At 46.3% G+C, this 16,895-nt stretch carries 14 protein-coding genes; 12 read left to right on the top strand and 2 right to left on the bottom strand.

The window, feature by feature from the left end:
* Nucleotides 1–9: 9 nt before the first annotated feature.
* Nucleotides 10–1,176: a hypothetical protein gene (locus AC6I2O_RS07835; protein WP_497742319.1), complete on the top strand. Its 1,167-nt coding sequence runs from the start codon at nucleotides 10–12 to the stop codon at nucleotides 1,174–1,176.
* Between the two features lie 65 nt (nucleotides 1,177–1,241).
* Here AC6I2O_RS07835 and AC6I2O_RS07830 read toward each other — a convergent pair whose 3' ends face one another.
* Nucleotides 1,242–2,183 carry a peptidoglycan-binding protein gene (locus AC6I2O_RS07830; protein WP_497742318.1) on the bottom strand — a complete coding sequence of 314 codons (942 nt, stop codon included), beginning with the start codon at nucleotides 2,181–2,183 and terminating at the stop codon, nucleotides 1,242–1,244.
* A gap of 245 nt (nucleotides 2,184–2,428) precedes the next feature.
* Between AC6I2O_RS07830 and AC6I2O_RS07825 the strand changes: the two genes are divergently transcribed.
* The 9 genes from AC6I2O_RS07825 (at nucleotide 2,429) to AC6I2O_RS07785 (ending at nucleotide 13,046) form a co-directional block, all read left to right on the top strand.
* A complete protein-coding gene (locus AC6I2O_RS07825) occupies nucleotides 2,429–3,793 on the top strand; it encodes an MATE family efflux transporter (RefSeq protein WP_497742317.1) in 1,365 nt (454 codons plus the stop codon).
* 80 nt (nucleotides 3,794–3,873) lie between these two features.
* Complete coding sequence (locus AC6I2O_RS07820) at nucleotides 3,874–4,992, top strand: tetratricopeptide repeat protein (protein ID WP_497742316.1); 1,119 nt, start codon at nucleotides 3,874–3,876, stop codon at nucleotides 4,990–4,992.
* Between the two features lie 76 nt (nucleotides 4,993–5,068).
* Nucleotides 5,069–6,316, top strand: coding sequence for a GTPase HflX (hflX, locus tag AC6I2O_RS07815; RefSeq protein WP_497742315.1), 1,248 nt, complete (start codon nucleotides 5,069–5,071; stop codon nucleotides 6,314–6,316).
* 269 nt (nucleotides 6,317–6,585) lie between these two features.
* Nucleotides 6,586–9,039, top strand: a complete 2,454-nt coding sequence (locus AC6I2O_RS07810) for a ribonucleoside triphosphate reductase (RefSeq protein WP_120391264.1) — start codon at nucleotides 6,586–6,588, stop codon at nucleotides 9,037–9,039.
* Nucleotides 9,040–9,400: 361 nt separating this feature from the next.
* Entirely contained in the window at nucleotides 9,401–10,909 is a 1,509-nt protein-coding gene (locus AC6I2O_RS07805; protein ID WP_497742314.1) for a class I adenylate-forming enzyme family protein, read from the top strand.
* 6 nt (nucleotides 10,910–10,915) lie between these two features.
* Nucleotides 10,916–11,512, top strand: coding sequence for a type II secretion system protein (locus AC6I2O_RS07800; protein ID WP_120391262.1), 597 nt, complete (start codon nucleotides 10,916–10,918; stop codon nucleotides 11,510–11,512).
* Nucleotides 11,509–12,000 (top strand): hypothetical protein, encoded by a 492-nt coding sequence (locus AC6I2O_RS07795; RefSeq protein ID WP_120391261.1) that lies wholly within the window; start codon nucleotides 11,509–11,511, stop codon nucleotides 11,998–12,000. The genes AC6I2O_RS07800 and AC6I2O_RS07795 overlap by 4 nt, the downstream gene beginning before the upstream one ends.
* Complete coding sequence (locus AC6I2O_RS07790; RefSeq protein ID WP_147412243.1) at nucleotides 11,976–12,383, top strand: hypothetical protein; 408 nt, start codon at nucleotides 11,976–11,978, stop codon at nucleotides 12,381–12,383. The genes AC6I2O_RS07795 and AC6I2O_RS07790 overlap by 25 nt, the downstream gene beginning before the upstream one ends.
* 51 nt (nucleotides 12,384–12,434) lie before the next feature.
* A complete protein-coding gene (locus tag AC6I2O_RS07785; protein WP_497742313.1) occupies nucleotides 12,435–13,046 on the top strand; it encodes a PilW family protein in 612 nt (203 codons plus the stop codon).
* Nucleotides 13,047–13,148: 102 nt separating this feature from the next.
* On the opposite strand, the gene AC6I2O_RS07780 is transcribed toward AC6I2O_RS07785, so the two are convergent.
* The gene (locus AC6I2O_RS07780) at nucleotides 13,149–13,919 is read right to left on the bottom strand and encodes an adaptor protein MecA (protein ID WP_120391258.1); all 771 of its coding nucleotides are present in this window, start codon (nucleotides 13,917–13,919) and stop codon (nucleotides 13,149–13,151) included.
* Between the two features lie 587 nt (nucleotides 13,920–14,506).
* Between AC6I2O_RS07780 and AC6I2O_RS07775 the strand changes: the two genes are divergently transcribed.
* Both AC6I2O_RS07775 and AC6I2O_RS07770 read left to right on the top strand, forming a co-directional pair.
* The gene (locus AC6I2O_RS07775) at nucleotides 14,507–14,806 is read left to right on the top strand and encodes a hypothetical protein (RefSeq protein ID WP_497742312.1); all 300 of its coding nucleotides are present in this window, start codon (nucleotides 14,507–14,509) and stop codon (nucleotides 14,804–14,806) included.
* Nucleotides 14,807–14,969: 163 nt separating this feature from the next.
* Nucleotides 14,970–16,718: a glycosyl hydrolase family 18 protein gene (locus tag AC6I2O_RS07770; protein WP_497742311.1), complete on the top strand. Its 1,749-nt coding sequence runs from the start codon at nucleotides 14,970–14,972 to the stop codon at nucleotides 16,716–16,718.
* Nucleotides 16,719–16,895 lie beyond the last annotated feature (177 nt).

The following is a 16,895-nucleotide window of genomic DNA, read 5'->3' as shown; positions in this document are numbered from 1 at the left end:
GGCATGAGTGTGAAACGAAGATGGATTACCACAGGGATTTTTATCAGTACGCTGCTGATTCTGGGAACTGGTTGTACGAAAAAACAGGAGCAGGAGAATGTGCAGGAAGGAAACAGCCGGGAATCGCACTTGGAGGGATCCGATGAGAAGGGGACTTTCGATCAGGAAAGAGAAACGGAAATAATAACGGATATTATTTCACCGGAGACAGAAACCGGCAGGCCAGAGACATACGATGAGCAGGGAAATATTGTTTACGAATATAAAGATCTTAAAATCACTCTGCCATCATCCTGGGAGGGGCGTTATGATGTTACCAGTTCAGATGGATATGTGGGATTTTGGAGAAAGGATGGGGAAGGTGGGGATTATGCACCGGGTATAGCTAGAAAAGGCGGGGGATATGTATTTGGCATTTATTTTATAAAAGAGCAGTATTGTGAGACAATCCGTAATTTTGGCATAGAGTCTGTTATAGGTACAAAAGACGACGGTTATTATCTGCTGTGCGGAATAGAATTGGATACGAATGAGAGCAGTGATGATGCATCGGCTGATAGGCTCGATATGTATTTTGATGTTTCATGGATTGCGGAGCATGTGGTAGTGGAAGGTACAGAACCGTCGGGGAATCCTGCGGTTGAAGCGATGGATGGAAAAACTCTTCCTGAAGAAGCTTCGGGGACACTAACTGGTATTTTTGTGGGTGGAGATATTGAAAAAGATGACGATATCATATATCTGTGGACTGAAGAATGTGAATTATATGAATTTTACTTTGGCAAGGCAGAGAAGACGCCATATAAATTTGATCCAGGAGATAAACTGAAGATTTCCTATCAGGGCGGCGATGTAATTCGCATAGAAAAGTTGACAGAGAGCGGAGAACCGGAACTGGAAGAACATTTTTTTGAAGGAGTTATAGTATCAAAGACTGACAATGTAATGGAAGTACAGGACACCAATGGGAAAATCTGGACAATGGACTCAAGAAATATTGAATATTTAAGATTTGAGGACTATTGTCGGAACGAATCGGGCGAATATATAAAGGATGAATTTGGAGTATACATTCCATGTATACCGGAATGGTTTCAGGTAGGTCATAATGTGAGAGTATGTTACATGGGAAGTGAAAATAATCCCTTATTTATTGGATTAGGCAAAACAGGATAAACAGACGGGCAGCCATTTACTGGCTGCCCGCTGCGTATGTCTGTCAAAAAGATAGCGCGTTCAGATTAAAGTCTGCTGTAAAGAGCATTGATTTTGGAACGGGTCATCGGCCCGATAATACCGTCGACGTCAAGTCCGTTCGCACGCTGGAAGGCGCATACCGCATTATAAGTACCTTGGCCGAAGTCACCGTCTGCGCCTGCAGAGCCACAGGAATAGCCAAGAGCGATCAGCTTTCTCTGCATATCCTTCACATCGGCACCATAGGAACCGATAGAAAGAGTTGAAGTAGAAGAGCCTCCTGAGCTTGAACCGGAGTAAGCAGCATTGATCGCAGCTTTTGTCGCCGGTCCGATCACGCCGTCTACATCCAGCCCGTTCGCACGCTGGAAGGCGCATACTGCGTTGTAGGTACCCTGGCCAAAATCACCGTCCGCACCTGCAGAGCCGCAGGAGTAGCCAAGAGCGATCAGCTTTCTCTGCATGTCACGGACAGCTTCACCAGTCGAACCCATGGAGAGATTGCCGCTGCTTCCAGTGTCTCCGCTGCTGCTGGAGCCATATGCCGGACGGCAGAAGTAGTACGTAACCTTTGTAGATGTTATTTCTCGATCCTCCTTTGTATCAACCTTGTCATTAGAGTTACCGTCAATTGTTGCGAAGCGGTTGCCAGATACAGATTTTACAATTGCAGTATGATAGTAAGGAATCGATTCAGTTGGGTCATAACATACAACAATGTCGCCAACTTTTGGAGTGCGATAAACTTTTCCCTGATTACTATAGTAGTTGTACACACCAAGTGTACTGTCAATTTTGGAACCTCCACAGAAAAGATTGGATGCCCCGGCATGCTTAAATACCCACCAGACGAATACAACGCACCAGGGATATGCGGCGTCATACCCATAAAATTCTATGTTGTATTTGACATGGTTTTGCCCGCCTTTTTCTGTCACGCCAATCTCCGCGGCTGCGACGCGTAGAATATCATTTGCTGTTGCCATAATTATTTATCTCCTTTTCTTATTATTTTGTTCCCCGGCCGATGGGCTGGGGTTTTGGCTTTGAATCACCGGCGATTCATCTGATAAAGAGTAAAAGCTTCTCAATATGTAAACTGCAATTTCTTTTTTCTTGCAAAATATCCCTTCGTGTGATAGCCTGATGTCGCATCTTACGAAAAAACAGGCGCGGCATTTTTTATGTGCGAAAAAGAGAAGAGAATTTGGAAGAAAACGGGGAACAAAAAATGCAAAAAACAGGTGGAAAAGAACATACGGGCAACCGGATCACAGAGGGAGTGATCTGGAAGCAGATTTTGATCTTTTTTGTTCCGATTCTGATCGGGACATTTTTTCAGCAGCTTTATAATACCGTGGATGCTGTGGTAGTCGGGCGCTTTGCAGGAAAGGAAGCGCTCTCCAGTGTCGGTGGCTCATCGAGCCAGATTATCAATCTTGTGGTAGGATTTTTTACCGGTCTGTCTGCCGGGGCTACGGTTATTATTTCTCAGTATTTCGGTGCGGAAAATCGAAAGAAGCTGGAAAAGGCGCTGCATACGGCATATGCCTTTTCTTTTGTTTTCGGTATAATCGTGGGAATCGGTGGTGTGATTGCGACGCCTGCGATTCTGGATATGATGAATACGCCACAGGAACTCATGGCGGATTCTACGTTGTATGTGCGCATTTATTTTGCAGGCCTTTTGTTTGTGCTGGTCTATAATATGGGTTCCGCAATTTTGAGGGCAATCGGGGATTCGAAGCGCCCGCTGTACTATCTGATTGTCTGCTGCGGAATTAATACGGTGTTGGATTTGCTTCTGGTACTGGTGTTTGATATGGGCGTTCTGGGCGCGGCGCTGGCGACGCTGCTCTCGCAGGCAATCAGTGCGGTGCTGGTGACCTGGACGCTGATGTTCCGGACTGCGGAGATGAAGCTGGAACTGAAAAGGATAAGCTTTCAGAAAGACATACTGATCGTGATGCTGAGAATCGGTCTGCCGACCGGAATCCAGTCCAGTATGTACAGTATTTCAAATGTGATTGTCCAGGCTGCCCTGAATAAATTCGGTGTGGATGCTATGGCGTCCTGGGCGGCGTTTGGGAAGATAGACGGCATTGTCTGGATGATCTGCGGTGCATTTGGAATTGCGGCGACGACTTTTGTCGGACAGAACTTCGGGGCAGGGAAGTGGGAGCGCGTGCGCAAAGGGACGCGGGACTGCCTGCTGATGGCGCTTGGCTCCATGATGGTTTTGAGTTTTCTGATTACAGTGTTTGGCGGCCCTTTGTTTACAATCTTTACCTCTGATACAGAAGTGATTGCGATCGGGATGAAGATGGTGCAGATTATTTCGCCTCTCTACTGGGTTTATGGTTTTATTGAGATTTATTCCGGCTCTCTGCGTGCGCAGGGCAGTGTTCTGGTAACAACGTTTCTGACTATTACAGGTGTCTGTCTGCTGCGTATCGTGTGGGTGATGGTGATTGTGCCGCAGGGGAGTCTGGGAGAGCTTGTCGCATGTTATCCGATTACATGGACTGTGACTGCTGTGGCGATGATTTGTTATTATATTTATAAGCAGAAACGGATTATGGAGACGCATAACTAATTTACGAAAAAGCAGGATTATGATATGATGAAGAAAAATGGCACAGAAGTATAGAAGAAAGGCCGGGAGTTAGGACGGGTATGTTAAAAAGGGGAATGAAAAAAAGAATTGAAAGGGAAAAAAAAGTAAGAAAAGCACGTGCAGACAGCTATAGAGTATTTTGTACAGGTGTTGTACTGGCAGGCGTGTTGTTTCTTGGAGGCTGCGGAATGGGAAACGGAGCCGGGAACAAGACGGTCCAGGGAAACAGTGCGTTGGAGGAAAGAGATTATCAGCAGGCACAGCAGTTTTTCCAGGAAGCAGTGCAGGAGGGCGAACAGAAGGTGGTGGCTTATCGCGGACTCGGAATGGCGTATATGGGGCTGGCAAAGTACGAGGAGGCAGAGGCGTCGTTTCGGACAGCGCTTGAATATACGGATAACCGGATGACAGAGAATGTGCAGGATATCCGGCTGTATCTTGCGACGGTCCAGTATCGCGCAGAAAAATACGAAGATACCATCACGACCTGCGACGATATTCTGAGGGAAGAATCAAAAGGGAATGCAGACGCATATTTTCTGCGCGGAGCCAGTTATCTTTATGAGGGAAACCAGGAGGAAGCAAAGAAGGATTTTGACGCTGCGGTTAAGCTGAGTCCGGAGGATTACGACTTGTATCTGAATATTTATGAGTGTTACCGCAGCCGGAGTCTGTCAGGGCTTGGCGCGGCATATTTGCAGACTGCATTGAATATTCCGGGCGGGGATCTGCAACACTATTATAACCGGGGACGTATTCATTATTATCTGGAAAATTATGAAGAGGCACAGAGCTTGTTGATCGGTCCGGTGGAGGAAAAGTACCAGCCGGCCATGAATCTGATCGGAAAGGTATACCTGAAGCTGGGAGACTACGAGCATGCGCGGGCAGTTTATCAGCAGATACAGTCGGAATTTGGCGCGGATGCAGATTCTTTCAACGGGCTTGCGCTGTGTGCAATCGAGAGTGGTGATTATGATGCAGCGCTTTCTTACATCGCGCAGGGACTTGCTCTGGAAGGGACGAGCGGAAAACAGGAGCTGTATTTCAATGAAATTATAGTTTATGAAAAGAAGCTGGATTTTGGGACAGCAAAAGCGAAGGCGCAGGAATACGTACAGAAATATCCGGGCGATGAAGCAGGACAGAAAGAGTGGATGTTTCTATCTACTAGGTGATTGCTGGAACGCAGGAGCGAAGACAGGAACTTTGAATCAGGAATGTGAGGTCTATAGGAGAAAAGGATTATAATTTATGGAGATGACGGAATTTAAGGAGCTTCGGGAGCGTGTTATTTTGGTTGGCGTGCAGCAGGTGGCCGGAGATGATACGGAAGAGTCGGTGCGTGAGCTGGGTGAGCTTGCGGATACGGCCGGGGCAGAGGTGGTTGGTCAGGTCATCCAGCGCCGGGAAAATATTCACCCGGGGACTTATATCGGAAAAGGGAAGATTGACGAGGTGCGCCAGCTTGTGTGGGAGCTGGATGCGACAGGCATTATCTGCGACGATGAACTCAGCCCGGCACAGATGAACAATCTGCAACAGGAATTGGACTGTAAGGTGATGGACCGGACGCTTTTGATTCTTGATATTTTTGCGCGTCATGCTGTGTCGCGCGAAGGGAAAATCCAGGTGGAGCTGGCTCAGTTGCGTTATCGTGCAGCGAGGCTTGCAGGCCTGGGCAATTCACTTTCCCGTCTTGGCGGTGGCATTGGCACGCGGGGACCGGGTGAGAAAAAGCTGGAAATGGATCGTCGTATGATCCGAACCAGAATCAGCCATTTGAAAAAAGAGCTTGAGGAAGTTATCCGTCACAGAGAGCTGATTCGTTCTCAGAGAAGAAAGACAGAACAGAAGATTGTGGCACTGGTGGGGTATACTTCTGTCGGAAAGTCAGCAATTTTCCGTACTCTGACAGGGGCGGACGTGCTGGAGGATGCAAAACTGTTTGCGACGCTTGATACGACTACGCGTGGGATTCGGATTTCAGGTAGTCAGGAGATTTTGCTGACCGATACAGTTGGTTTTATCCGCAAGCTGCCGCATCATCTGGTGGACGCATTTAAGAGTACACTGGAGGAGGTGTGCTGTGCGGACATTTTGGTGCACGTGGTGGATTCTGCGAGCGTACAGATGGAGGCGCAGATGCATGTGGTCTATGAGACGCTGCGGGATCTGGAGGCAGATAAAAAGCCGGTGATAACAGTTTTTAACAAGCAGGATTTGTTGTTATTGGAGGAAAAACACGGTTTTCGCGATTACCGTGCAGAACAAAGTATTTCAGGCTCTGCGCATACGGGTGAGGGGATGGAAGAGCTGCGTCAGGCAATCAGTGACCTTCTGCGGGCGCAGAAGATTTATATTGAACGCCTATATTCGTATGACAAGGCCGGTTTGATTCAGTTGATCCGGAAAAAAGGAGAGCTCTTGGAGGAAAAATATCAGGAGGATGGCATTTTTGTGCGTGCATATGTTCCGGAGAGTATTTACATGAGTGTGTGAAAATTCAGAAACAGTATGAGGCGCAGAAGAGAGCAGACGATGTTTTTGTATAAAAAAAATACAAAATGCAGTGAATACCGTGAAAGCTATGGAGTATCGGGCTTTGCGGTATTTTTGCATGCTATATATAGCTGTCTGTAATAAATTTGAAACATATATATGGTGGTTTTGTCATTGACTTCGCATAGGGCCAGTGCTATACTGATAGCCGTACCGTAACTTGGAGATACAAGATATAGTGATATATGTAACAACAGGAGGACTATATAGTGTTTAAGGTTGTAAAACGTGACGGAGAGATTGCAGAATTTGACTTATCAAAAATCAGCGGTGCAGTTGCAAAGGCATTTGAGGCGCGGCAGATGGAATACAACAACGATATGGTGGATTTGCTGGCACTTCGGGTGACTGCAGATTTTCAGAAAAAAATTAAAGATGGACTGATTGATGTGGAGAGTGTACAGGACAGCGTCGAGCAGGTGCTGATCCAGGCAGGTTATGCAGATGTGGCAAAGGCTTATATTCTGTACCGCAAACAGCGGGAAAAAATCCGCAATATGAAGTCCACGATTTTGGATTATAAAGAAATCGTAAATAGCTATGTGCAGGTAGAGGATTGGCGCGTAAAAGAAAATTCGACCGTGACATATTCCGTCGGGGGACTGATTCTGAGCAATTCCGGAGCGGTTACAGCAAATTACTGGCTGACAGAAATCTATGATCAGGAGATCGCAGAGGCACACCGGAATGCGGATATTCATATCCACGATCTGTCTATGCTGACCGGATACTGTGCGGGCTGGTCTTTGAAGCAGCTGATTGTGGAAGGACTTGGTGGAATCAAAGGCAAGATCACATCAGCTCCAGCTAAGCATCTTTCGGTTCTGTGCAACCAGATGGTAAACTTTCTTGGCATTATGCAGAATGAGTGGGCGGGCGCACAGGCATTTTCCTCGTTTGACACATACCTTGCCCCTTTCGTAAAGGTAGACCATCTATCCTATCCGGAAGTGAAAAAGTGTATTGAATCCTTCATTTATGGCGTAAATACACCGAGCCGCTGGGGAACTCAGGCGCCGTTTTCCAATATTACACTGGACTGGACAGTTCCGAATGATCTGGCAGAGCTTCCGGCGATTGTAGGCGGCCAGCCGATGAATTTCTGTTACAAGGACTGCAAAGAAGAGATGGATATGATCAACCGCGCCTTCATTGAGACGATGATCGAGGGGGATGCGAACGGACGCGGCTTCCAGTATCCGATTCCGACGTATTCGATTACGGGAGATTTTGACTGGTCCGAGACAGAGAACAATAAGCTTCTTTTTACGATGACTGCAAAATACGGCACTCCGTATTTTTCGAATTATATCAACAGCGATATGGAACCGAGCGATGTCCGCAGTATGTGCTGCCGTCTGCGTCTTGATCTGCGTGAGCTGCGCAGAAAGACGGGTGGATTTTTTGGTTCCGGGGAGAGCACAGGAAGCGTTGGTGTTGTGACCATCAATCTGCCTCGTATCGCGTATCTGGCATCGGGGGAAAAGGATTTTTACCGTCGCCTGGATCATATGATGGACGTGGCTGCGCGTTCTTTAAAAATCAAGAGAGATGTAATTACCAAGCTTCTGGAGGAAGGACTTTATCCGTATACGAAGCGGTATCTTGGGTCTTTTGACAGTCATTTTTCAACCATCGGACTGATTGGCATGAATGAAGCAGGGCTGAATGCCAACTGGCTGCGCAAAGATCTGACGCATCCGGAGACACAGCAGTTTGCCAAGGATGTGCTGAATCATATGCGGGAGCGGCTTGTAAACTATCAGGAAGAGTACGGAGATCTGTACAATCTTGAAGCGACACCGGCGGAATCCACGACCTACCGTCTGGCAAAGCACGACCGTGCACGCTGGCCCGAGATCATCACAGCAGGGGGGCCGGGAGATACGCCGTATTATACGAACAGCTCTCACCTGCCGGTAGAGTATACGTCAGATATTTTTGATGCGCTCGATATTCAGGATGAGCTGCAAACGCTGTACACGTCCGGAACTGTATTTCATGCATTTCTGGGTGAACGGCTTCCGGGATGGAAAGCGGCTGCGACGCTCGTACGAAAAATTGCAGAGAATTACAAGCTTCCTTATTATACCATGTCCCCGACGTATTCCATCTGTCAGGCACACGGTTATCTGGACGGTGAACAGAAGACATGTCCGATCTGCGGGGCCGCGACTGAGGTATACAGCCGTATTACAGGCTACTATCGCCCTGTTCAGAACTGGAATGACGGCAAGACGCAGGAATATGCAAACCGCAAGCTGTACGATATTGAAAATTCCCGCCTGAAAAGGGAGGATGTCGGCACAGAGGCAATGTACCGTGCCGGAATGAACGTGACAGTGCAGTCGGAGGGAGAAGAGGCAGCTGAGCCACAGAAACGTCCGGCGCAGGTTTCCGATGATTTGAGAGCAGAAAAGACTGGTGCACAGACGCGATATCTTTTCACAACAAAGACATGTCCGAACTGTAAAATTGCGAAAGAAATGCTGCGTGGAGAGTCGTATGAGCTGGTTGACGCAGAAGAAAATCAGGATCTGGTCAGCAAGTTTGGTATCATGCAGGCTCCAACACTTGTCGTAATGCAAGGCGGCCAGGTAGAGAAATACGTAAATGCGTCCAACATCAAGCGATATGTAGACAGACTCGTATCAAATGCATAAATTTGATATTCGGGATTTACCGAATGTGTGGTTTTGCTAAGCAGTGTATTTACAAAAACCGCAAAAAGACAAGAAATAAAAAAATAACAAGAGAAGCATTGCCGGTGGACCTCTGATCTGCCGACAATGCTTTTTCTATATATAAGCCGGTACAGGAGGAATTATTTTTTTCTCTGTATTATGCAATGGTTTTCGAAACGATCCACCCAGCAAAAAAACATCGCGCAATTTTCTGCTTGTGCTAATATGACAGGAAGTTTATAATGAAACAGAATATCACAGGTACTTGCGAAACGCACCGTCCCTTTTTTAAATGTTTTACACTTACCTGAAAATTATAATAAAAAGCGAGGTAATTACATTGTACAGTACGATTGTTGAAGCAGTTATGGCTCATGGAGAGAAAATGCCGGACAAGGTGGCTGTCGGCTGTCAGAATACGAGGGTGACTTATGGACAGCTTTGTCGCCAGATGAAGCTTATGGCGGGAAAGCTCGCGAGGGAATACGGTGTTTCACGCGGGGATTTTGTTATGATTCAGGGCGTGTCAAGACCAGATTACATTGTAGCGTGGTTGGCCGTGCAGTATCTTGGTGCAGTTTCTGTACCAGCGGACAAGCAGGCAAAAGAGGAAAATATTGTGGATGTATATCACTACGCAAAGCCGAAGCTTTTGCTGATTGATACACCGGTTCCGGATTTGAACTGCGTATGTCTGGAATCGTTGTATAAAAGTGTCGCGACGGCAGAGCAAGATGGAGCAGTGTTCCAGGAGCTTCCATATGTGGCGCCGGAGGCATCCGCAGTCGCAGAAATTCTCTTTACAACAGGGACGACTGGAAAACCGAAAGGTACGATGCTGACAATCGGCAATATTTATGCGATTCTCCATAATAATCAGAAGGGAGTAGGGCTGCAGGAGGATGACTGTGTGCTGATTCCGCTTCCGCTGAACCACTCTCTGGGCATGCGTGAGATGCGCATGGCGATTTATTTTGGGGCCTGTGTGGTGCTGCAAAATGGCGTTACCTTTGCAAAAGAAATCGACAATAATATAACGGAATTTCATTGTACGGCCATGGTGATTGTGCCGGCCTCGATGGAGCTGATTTACCGTCAGATGCGTCGGCATTTTCCGCGGATTATGGGGCAGTTGCGCTATATAGAAGTCGGAGCCGGTTCTCTGGGATATGATATGAAGAAAAAGCTGGCGGCAGAGCTGCCGGATACGCGGGTGGTCAATACCTGGGGGTCTACGGAGACTGGAGGAGTGATTTTCCTGAATGTTTCAGAGCGCCCTGACAAGCTGACCGCGCTTGGCAAGCCGGTAGATGGAGCGGAACTGAAAATTGTTGACCAGGAAGGACGGGATATCACAGCCAGCGCAAGAGATATTGACAGTGCGGGCAGGATGATTCTGCGTGGAGATATGCAGATGGCAGGCTACTACAATATGCCGCAGGCTACGGCAGATACGCTGGTGGACGGTTGGCTTTACACAAACGATATTGTTTTTTTGGATGAGGACGGGTATGTGTATATGCTGGGCCGTGCGGATGATATCATCAATGTAGGCGGCGAGAAGGTATCTCCGATTGAGGTGGAAAATATTGCTCAGGAATTTGAGGAGATACGGGAATGCGCCTGCATCGGTGTGAAGGATGCGACGCTTGGTCAGGTTCCAGTGCTGTATGTGGTGCCGGAATACGAAGAATTTCATTCGGATCTGTTGATCAGGTTTCTGGCAGAGCGTATGGAAAAATACAAACTTCCGCAGAAATCTTTCAAGCTTCCGGAGCTGCCGCGAAACCGGATGCAGAAGTTGGACCGCAAAGCGCTGTACCAGATATGGCAGGATGAGCAGGGATGATTTTTCATGAAAATGAAAAGCTGGAAAAATAAAAAAGGGTTTACGCTGGTGGAGCTGATTGTGGTTCTGGCGCTGCTGAGTTTATTGTTTGCGGTTGCTGCCGGAGGGCTTTCAGCTTACAGCCGGTATGCAGAGCGCAGGAAAGACAACGAATATGCGAGGAGTATTTATTATGCGGCGCAGTCTGCACTGACGCATGAAAAAGCGAGCGGGATGCTGGAAAAGCTGAAAGAGCAGGCAGAGAGTTCTGGTACTTCTGTGTATTTGGAACAGGAAGCGGATGGTGCGAGGCGATGGATTCTGACCAAGGAAAAAGAGGGGGCAGATGATATGGTGAGCAGTCTTTTGGAACCATATATCATGAAGGATATTCTGACAGACGCCGCGGTATATGTTGAAGCAGATCTTGAAAAAGGAATTGTGTATGCTGCTGGTTACAGTCGCAAGGCGGACCGATTTTTGCCGGAGGAACGTGGAGTTGTTGCGGTCTTTTATGGAATTGTGGAAAATGGAGAGCGCGTTCACGGACGGGAGGCAGGAACGGATTTCGGATATTATGGAGAGAGCGGGGCTTTGGAAAAAGGCGGGAGCAGAAAACCATGAAACGAAAACTCAGACAATTAAAACAGGACCAAAGCGGCGCAGCGATGATTGCCGTGCTCTGTATTTTAGCTGTATTTTTAGCGCTTGCTCTGGCATTGCTTCTGGCAGCTTCTACTTTGATGCGAACGGCAGGACGGGAGATCAGCGGAAGCCGTGTAAAAATAGAAGCGATTACGTTTTCTGACAGAGTGGAGGAAGAGCTGACAGAGGAGGATGGGAGTCTGTATCAGTATATACAGGAGCAGCTGCGCACAGGAGTGTGGTTTCCGGGTGAAGATGCGGCAAAAGAATTCACAGGGAGCAGCGGCTGTGAGCTGTCATTAATTATGCATTGGGAGCGCAGCGATGGACTTCCGGAGCTGGGGTTTGATGGAACGAAGCTGTACATCACTGTGACATGTACGAGAGATGAGGAATCGTATCGGCTGACCAGTGAATTTGAGCTGAAAGAGGAGGAGTGGCAGTGGCAGCGATTAAGAAGAGGATGAAAACTATTTTATCGTCGCGCCGCGGCAGCTCTATTGTGTCTGTGATGGCAGCGTTTGTTCTGCTGCTGATCGGTATTGCGATGTTTTATACGGCAGTTGTCGCCTCCTGGAACATGGTGAACAGGGCGGAAACTATGAACCTTGCTGCGGAGCAGGTATTGAAGCAGTTTTATGAGGGTGGATACGGGCAGAATCTGTCTGTGGTGTCTGATACAGAAATACTGGGAGGAGCGGATTCGCCTGTTATTCTGTTGCAGGAAGTGGATGGCACTGCAAGCCTGGAAATTCATGCCTCTCATGAGCAGGTTGTTTTGGAGGCTGAAGTAGAACAGGACGGCGACCTAAGCAAGTACCCGGTTAAGATGTATTATTTTTCTGATTAACTGAATTGTAAAGAGCAACTCACAAAGAAAGAATTTATGACCAGAGGTTTCATGGATAAAAATTTTACAGAGAAAAATTCGAAAGAAAGAAATTTCCTTCATAAAATACGAACATCAAAAAAAGGGTTTACGCTGGTTGAAGTAATTGTGGCATTTGCGCTGACTGGGATTTTGTTTGTGGCAGCAAGTGCGGTGTTTGGAGTTTTTCTGAAAAGTTTTGTGCGGGTTACAGGGATTTCAGAGATGGAAACAGCAGCGCGGTCAATTATGGAAACGGTAACAGGCGAGCTGGAAAGAGCAGCAGGCAAAGACGCTGTATTAGATGGCAGCACGCCGCTGTGGCTTGCAGGGGACGGTACTGTGTGGTACAGAAATTTTGAGGGAAAGACAGCACATATGCTGGTGGATGAGTCCGGCGAGCTGCTGATTGCATACTATGAGGATGATCAGACAGCGTTGGAACAAAGGGAACCAGAACTGGTATGGCAATATTCTGAAAAGTTTTACGATAAATGTTATATTCATAAGCTGGAAACTGTCAGGATTCAAAATCAGAATCTTCTGGAGGTGACATTGGAAATGAAACACCGCGGAGGGGATATGACGTATTCGATGACGCGGATGTTTGCGTGTTATAATCTGGAAGCAGGCGAAATCGCCTGAAAATAAACATATGCTTTATTGCAAATTTCCCGTACAGTCGCGTTACTTATGACCGGTAACGTCTGTACGGGAAATTTGAATTATGCAACAGATTTTTTGAATTTAGCTAAGCTGGTACAAATCCTGCAATGCCTGTTTGAAAAGAATAACTTCCATATGCTCCATAAAGTAGGCTTCCATTCCCGGCGTATAGCGGCAGGGAGCTGCGTATTCCGAGAGAACATTGCAGACTTTATTAAACTGCTCTGCGGGGTTTTCGGCTTTTTTCAGGAACAGATAATAGTGTCCTGTCTCCGAATCTTTATACAGAGTGTTTGGTCCTTCATAGACATTACCAAGTACTTTGGCAGCATGGATTGCATCATCCAGAGAATGAAAACGATAGAAGCGGGTCAGCTCCCGTATCTCAGCCTCTCCCGGCTCACTCTCTGAGGCGGAAGATTCCTGCTCGGAGGAGGCTTCCGTGGTTTTTTGGGACGAACGTTTTTTGGCTTCCGATATTTTTTTGATGAGTCCCAGGATATCGTCGGCGCCTTCTATTTTTTCCTTTAAATCAGAATAAGAAATACTGCCGTGTTCTTCATCTTCAGGAGAGAAGCGTGCAAAGCGCGTATCAAGCTCTTCCGGGTCCTCCACTTTTGTAATGATCAGAAGTAGTGAATCTATTGATACAGGAATGGCTTCTATGACAAGCGGAGTATTGTCTGCCTCAAATCCAAAATCCTGAGCAGCCACTTGCATCATATCCTGAAAAAGTGCTTTTGCTTTGTCAGAGCCGTATGCCAGCTCACTGAGCTTGATTTCACGGCCAGCCAGATCTTCTCGGGTTAAAGTACAACGAATCTGCCTGTCATTGATCTTTTCAATTTTCATTTAATCACATCCTTACCTGGTAAAATTGCGTTGCTGTTGCAGGAATCATTTGGGAATCCTGCAATTGGTTATGGCATGTTTTATGCCTTTTATGGAAATCTGCGTAGCAGCTTCCTATAACCTATATTATATACTATTATATACGCATTTCTGTAAATATGTAAAGTGGAAGAAATTGAGCAAAAAATGCTTGCCAAAATGACTCATATTATATATAATAAACAACAGAAAGGATAAACGGAGCATTATAGGAAAGGAGGAAACACACAAAAGAATTCAATTAAATCACACGATATAAAACGATCTGTTATGAAAATACATAACCTGTATTGCTATCCCCCCGGATAAAGTATACGCCGCGCATCCTTTCGCTATTCTTTTTACGAATTATAATCAAATTCCTTTTTTTACGCAAGCAAAATTTAAAAAGATTACCGGTCTGGCAAAACAAAATATATCACATTTTTGGCAGAAAAACAGCGCATTCTGGTTTTCTGTACGCATTTTCTTATGAACGGTTTTACAGCCATTGGTGTCGGCAAATGATCTCTGTAGGCAGTATGCCAGTCCGGAAAAAGAGGAGTATTTTGGATAGAAAAAATAAAACAAACAGCAAAAAAGATCTGAATGACACAACCAGTTCTGCGGATTATTTAAAAAGCAATGAACTGTGTGGGTATTCTTTGACAGAAGAGCTTCAGGGATACGAAAGAGAGGGCATGCAGCTTTACCTGAATGATTTGCCCAGTCGGGCATGTGAGATTGTAAATGCATGTATTTTGGCTGAGGAATCCGATTACATGAGAGATTTTATCAGCGACGACCAGGATCACATAACAGGCGTACGTTTTATCTGTATCTCGGAGAAGAAGGATTTTCAGATATGAACCGGAACGAGAATTTCTGATATCTTATATAAAGAAAGGAAAGCAGCCAAAGCGTCGGCATTCCCTTATACACTTTCTTATTTTTTTATAAAGAACCACTGAAAATGATGACGGATTTTGTATTGTTATGGTAAGATGACTGGGAAAAGGGGGAAGTATAGCGATGAATAAAGATAAACCAAGATCATTCCGGCTGTTAGGACTGCTGATTATTGCAGTCGGAATGCTTGCAATTATTGCAGTTTGTATTATAAAATTTATGCCGACCCGCGAGCGAATCAGCCCAGAAGTTTATTTTGGATTGCAGGAGAGCGGGACGCAGGAGACAGGAGACGATTCGACTATTTCGGGCGGAACTGTCGCAGCTGTCATCGTAAAGGATCATATAGCACAAGAAAAGGCATATATTCTGGATGGCAGTGCCTATATTGATTACACATTGGTGCAGAGGGAAATTAATTCCCGTTTCCATTGGGATGCGTCAGCAGGACTTCTGCTTTTTACGAATGCAGAACAGATTTACGAAATTCCGCCGAACAGCTCCTCTTATACGGTAGATGGAGAAAGTTTTGATGCGGGATACGAAATTTTGAAGACTACGACGTCGGGGATGTTTCTTTCTGCCAATTTTATGCAGCAAAATTCTGATGTGTCCTGCAATATTTTTGAGGCGCCGTCGAGGGTGGTGGTATGTTTCGGAAATGAAGAGATTGTCACGGGTACCGTGAAGAAAAATACTACAGTGCGCGTGCTTGGAGGGATTAAAAGTCCAATTATTACAGATGTGACAGAGGGCACGGTTGTGACAGTTCTGGAGCAGATGGAGAACTGGTCGGAGATTGTGACGCCGGACGGTTATATTGGTTATATGAAAAACAACTGTTTGAAGGATGTGCAGGAGTCTGTCACGGAGAGCTTTTATCAGGGGCCGGACTATACAAGTATTCATCAGGAAGGCCTGGTGAACCTGGTATGGCATCAGATAGACTACCCGGAAATGAACGCGCAGCTGGAGGAGGATATTGCAGGCGCTTCCGGTCTGAATGTCATTTCACCTACCTGGTATTTTCTGAGTGATGATACCGGCAATATCCAGTCTTTTGCGGATGCTTCTTATGTGGAGCGCGCACATGCGGCAGGACTCCAGGTTTGGGCGCTAATCAGTAATTTCAGCCCAGATGTTAGTACAAGAGCGCTGCTTTCTTCGAGGGCGGCCCGCAATAAAGTACAGGAGTATCTGGTGAGTCAGGCAAAGGAGCTGGGATTTGACGGAATCAACATTGACTTTGAAGGGATTGTACAGGAAGCAGGTTATGATTATGTTCAGTTTATGCGAGAGTTATCAATCCTGTGTCGGAAGAACCAGATTGTTCTTTCCGTTGATGTACCGGTTCCGATGGATTTTTCGGCTCATTACAATCGCAAAGAGCTCGGCGTTGTTTGTGATTATGTAATTGTTATGGGATATGATGAGCATTATGCAGGTTCCGATCTTGTGGGCAGTGTAGCTTCAATGAGCTTTGAGCGGACCGGTATTGAGAATATGCTGCGTGAAGTGCCGAAGGAGAAGCTGATCAGCGGTATTCCGTTTTATGCAAGGCTGTGGTACACGAAAACAATGGAGGATGGAACCACGGAAGTCACGAGTGAAGCTCTGTCAATGAATGGAGCAGCGCAGGTTGTCAGTGAAAATGGAGTTGTTACCTCTTTCGATGAGAGCACCGGACAGCAGTATGCCGAGTGGACGGATGCGGATGGACGGTTTTGCCAGATCTGGCTTGAAGATGAGGAATCCATTCGGGAACGCGTGAAGCTTGTCGGTACTTACAATCTGGCAGGCAATGCAGCATGGGTACTTGGAAATGAAAAAGAGGGCATCTGGAATGTGATACAGGATGAACTGAATGGCTGAGAGCTGAGGTGCTGTCAACAAAGTGGACCGTAACGGTGCGGATTATACGTGGCGGTTTTATGCAAATAGATTATTGCTGAAATAAAATGGATATGATAAAATATTCATATATGATGCATTTACATACAAATGCATCAGGGAGCGTCATGGCTTATGGATTTTTGAAAACAGAGAGAA

The organism is Blautia sp. St.27G3 (genome assembly GCF_059728505.1).
The sequence above is the reverse complement of the archived record's forward strand: the minus strand, read 5'-3'. Positions and strand labels throughout refer to the sequence as shown.

Excerpts from the sequence above, each read along its gene's own strand:
- AC6I2O_RS07830 (WP_497742318.1), bottom strand. The coding sequence starts at position 2,183 with ATGGCAACAGCAAATGATATTCTACGCGTCGCAGCCGCGGAGATTGGC.
- AC6I2O_RS07825 (WP_497742317.1), top strand. The coding sequence starts at position 2,429 with ATGCAAAAAACAGGTGGAAAAGAACATACGGGCAACCGGATCACAGAG.
- AC6I2O_RS07820 (WP_497742316.1), top strand. The coding sequence starts at position 3,874 with ATGTTAAAAAGGGGAATGAAAAAAAGAATTGAAAGGGAAAAAAAAGTA.
- hflX (WP_497742315.1), top strand. The coding sequence starts at position 5,069 with ATGGAGATGACGGAATTTAAGGAGCTTCGGGAGCGTGTTATTTTGGTT.
- AC6I2O_RS07800 (WP_120391262.1), top strand. The coding sequence starts at position 10,916 with ATGAAAATGAAAAGCTGGAAAAATAAAAAAGGGTTTACGCTGGTGGAG.
- AC6I2O_RS07795 (WP_120391261.1), top strand. The coding sequence starts at position 11,509 with ATGAAACGAAAACTCAGACAATTAAAACAGGACCAAAGCGGCGCAGCG.
- AC6I2O_RS07785 (WP_497742313.1), top strand. The coding sequence starts at position 12,435 with ATGGATAAAAATTTTACAGAGAAAAATTCGAAAGAAAGAAATTTCCTT.
- AC6I2O_RS07780 (WP_120391258.1), bottom strand. The coding sequence starts at position 13,919 with ATGAAAATTGAAAAGATCAATGACAGGCAGATTCGTTGTACTTTAACC.
- AC6I2O_RS07770 (WP_497742311.1), top strand. The coding sequence starts at position 14,970 with ATGAATAAAGATAAACCAAGATCATTCCGGCTGTTAGGACTGCTGATT.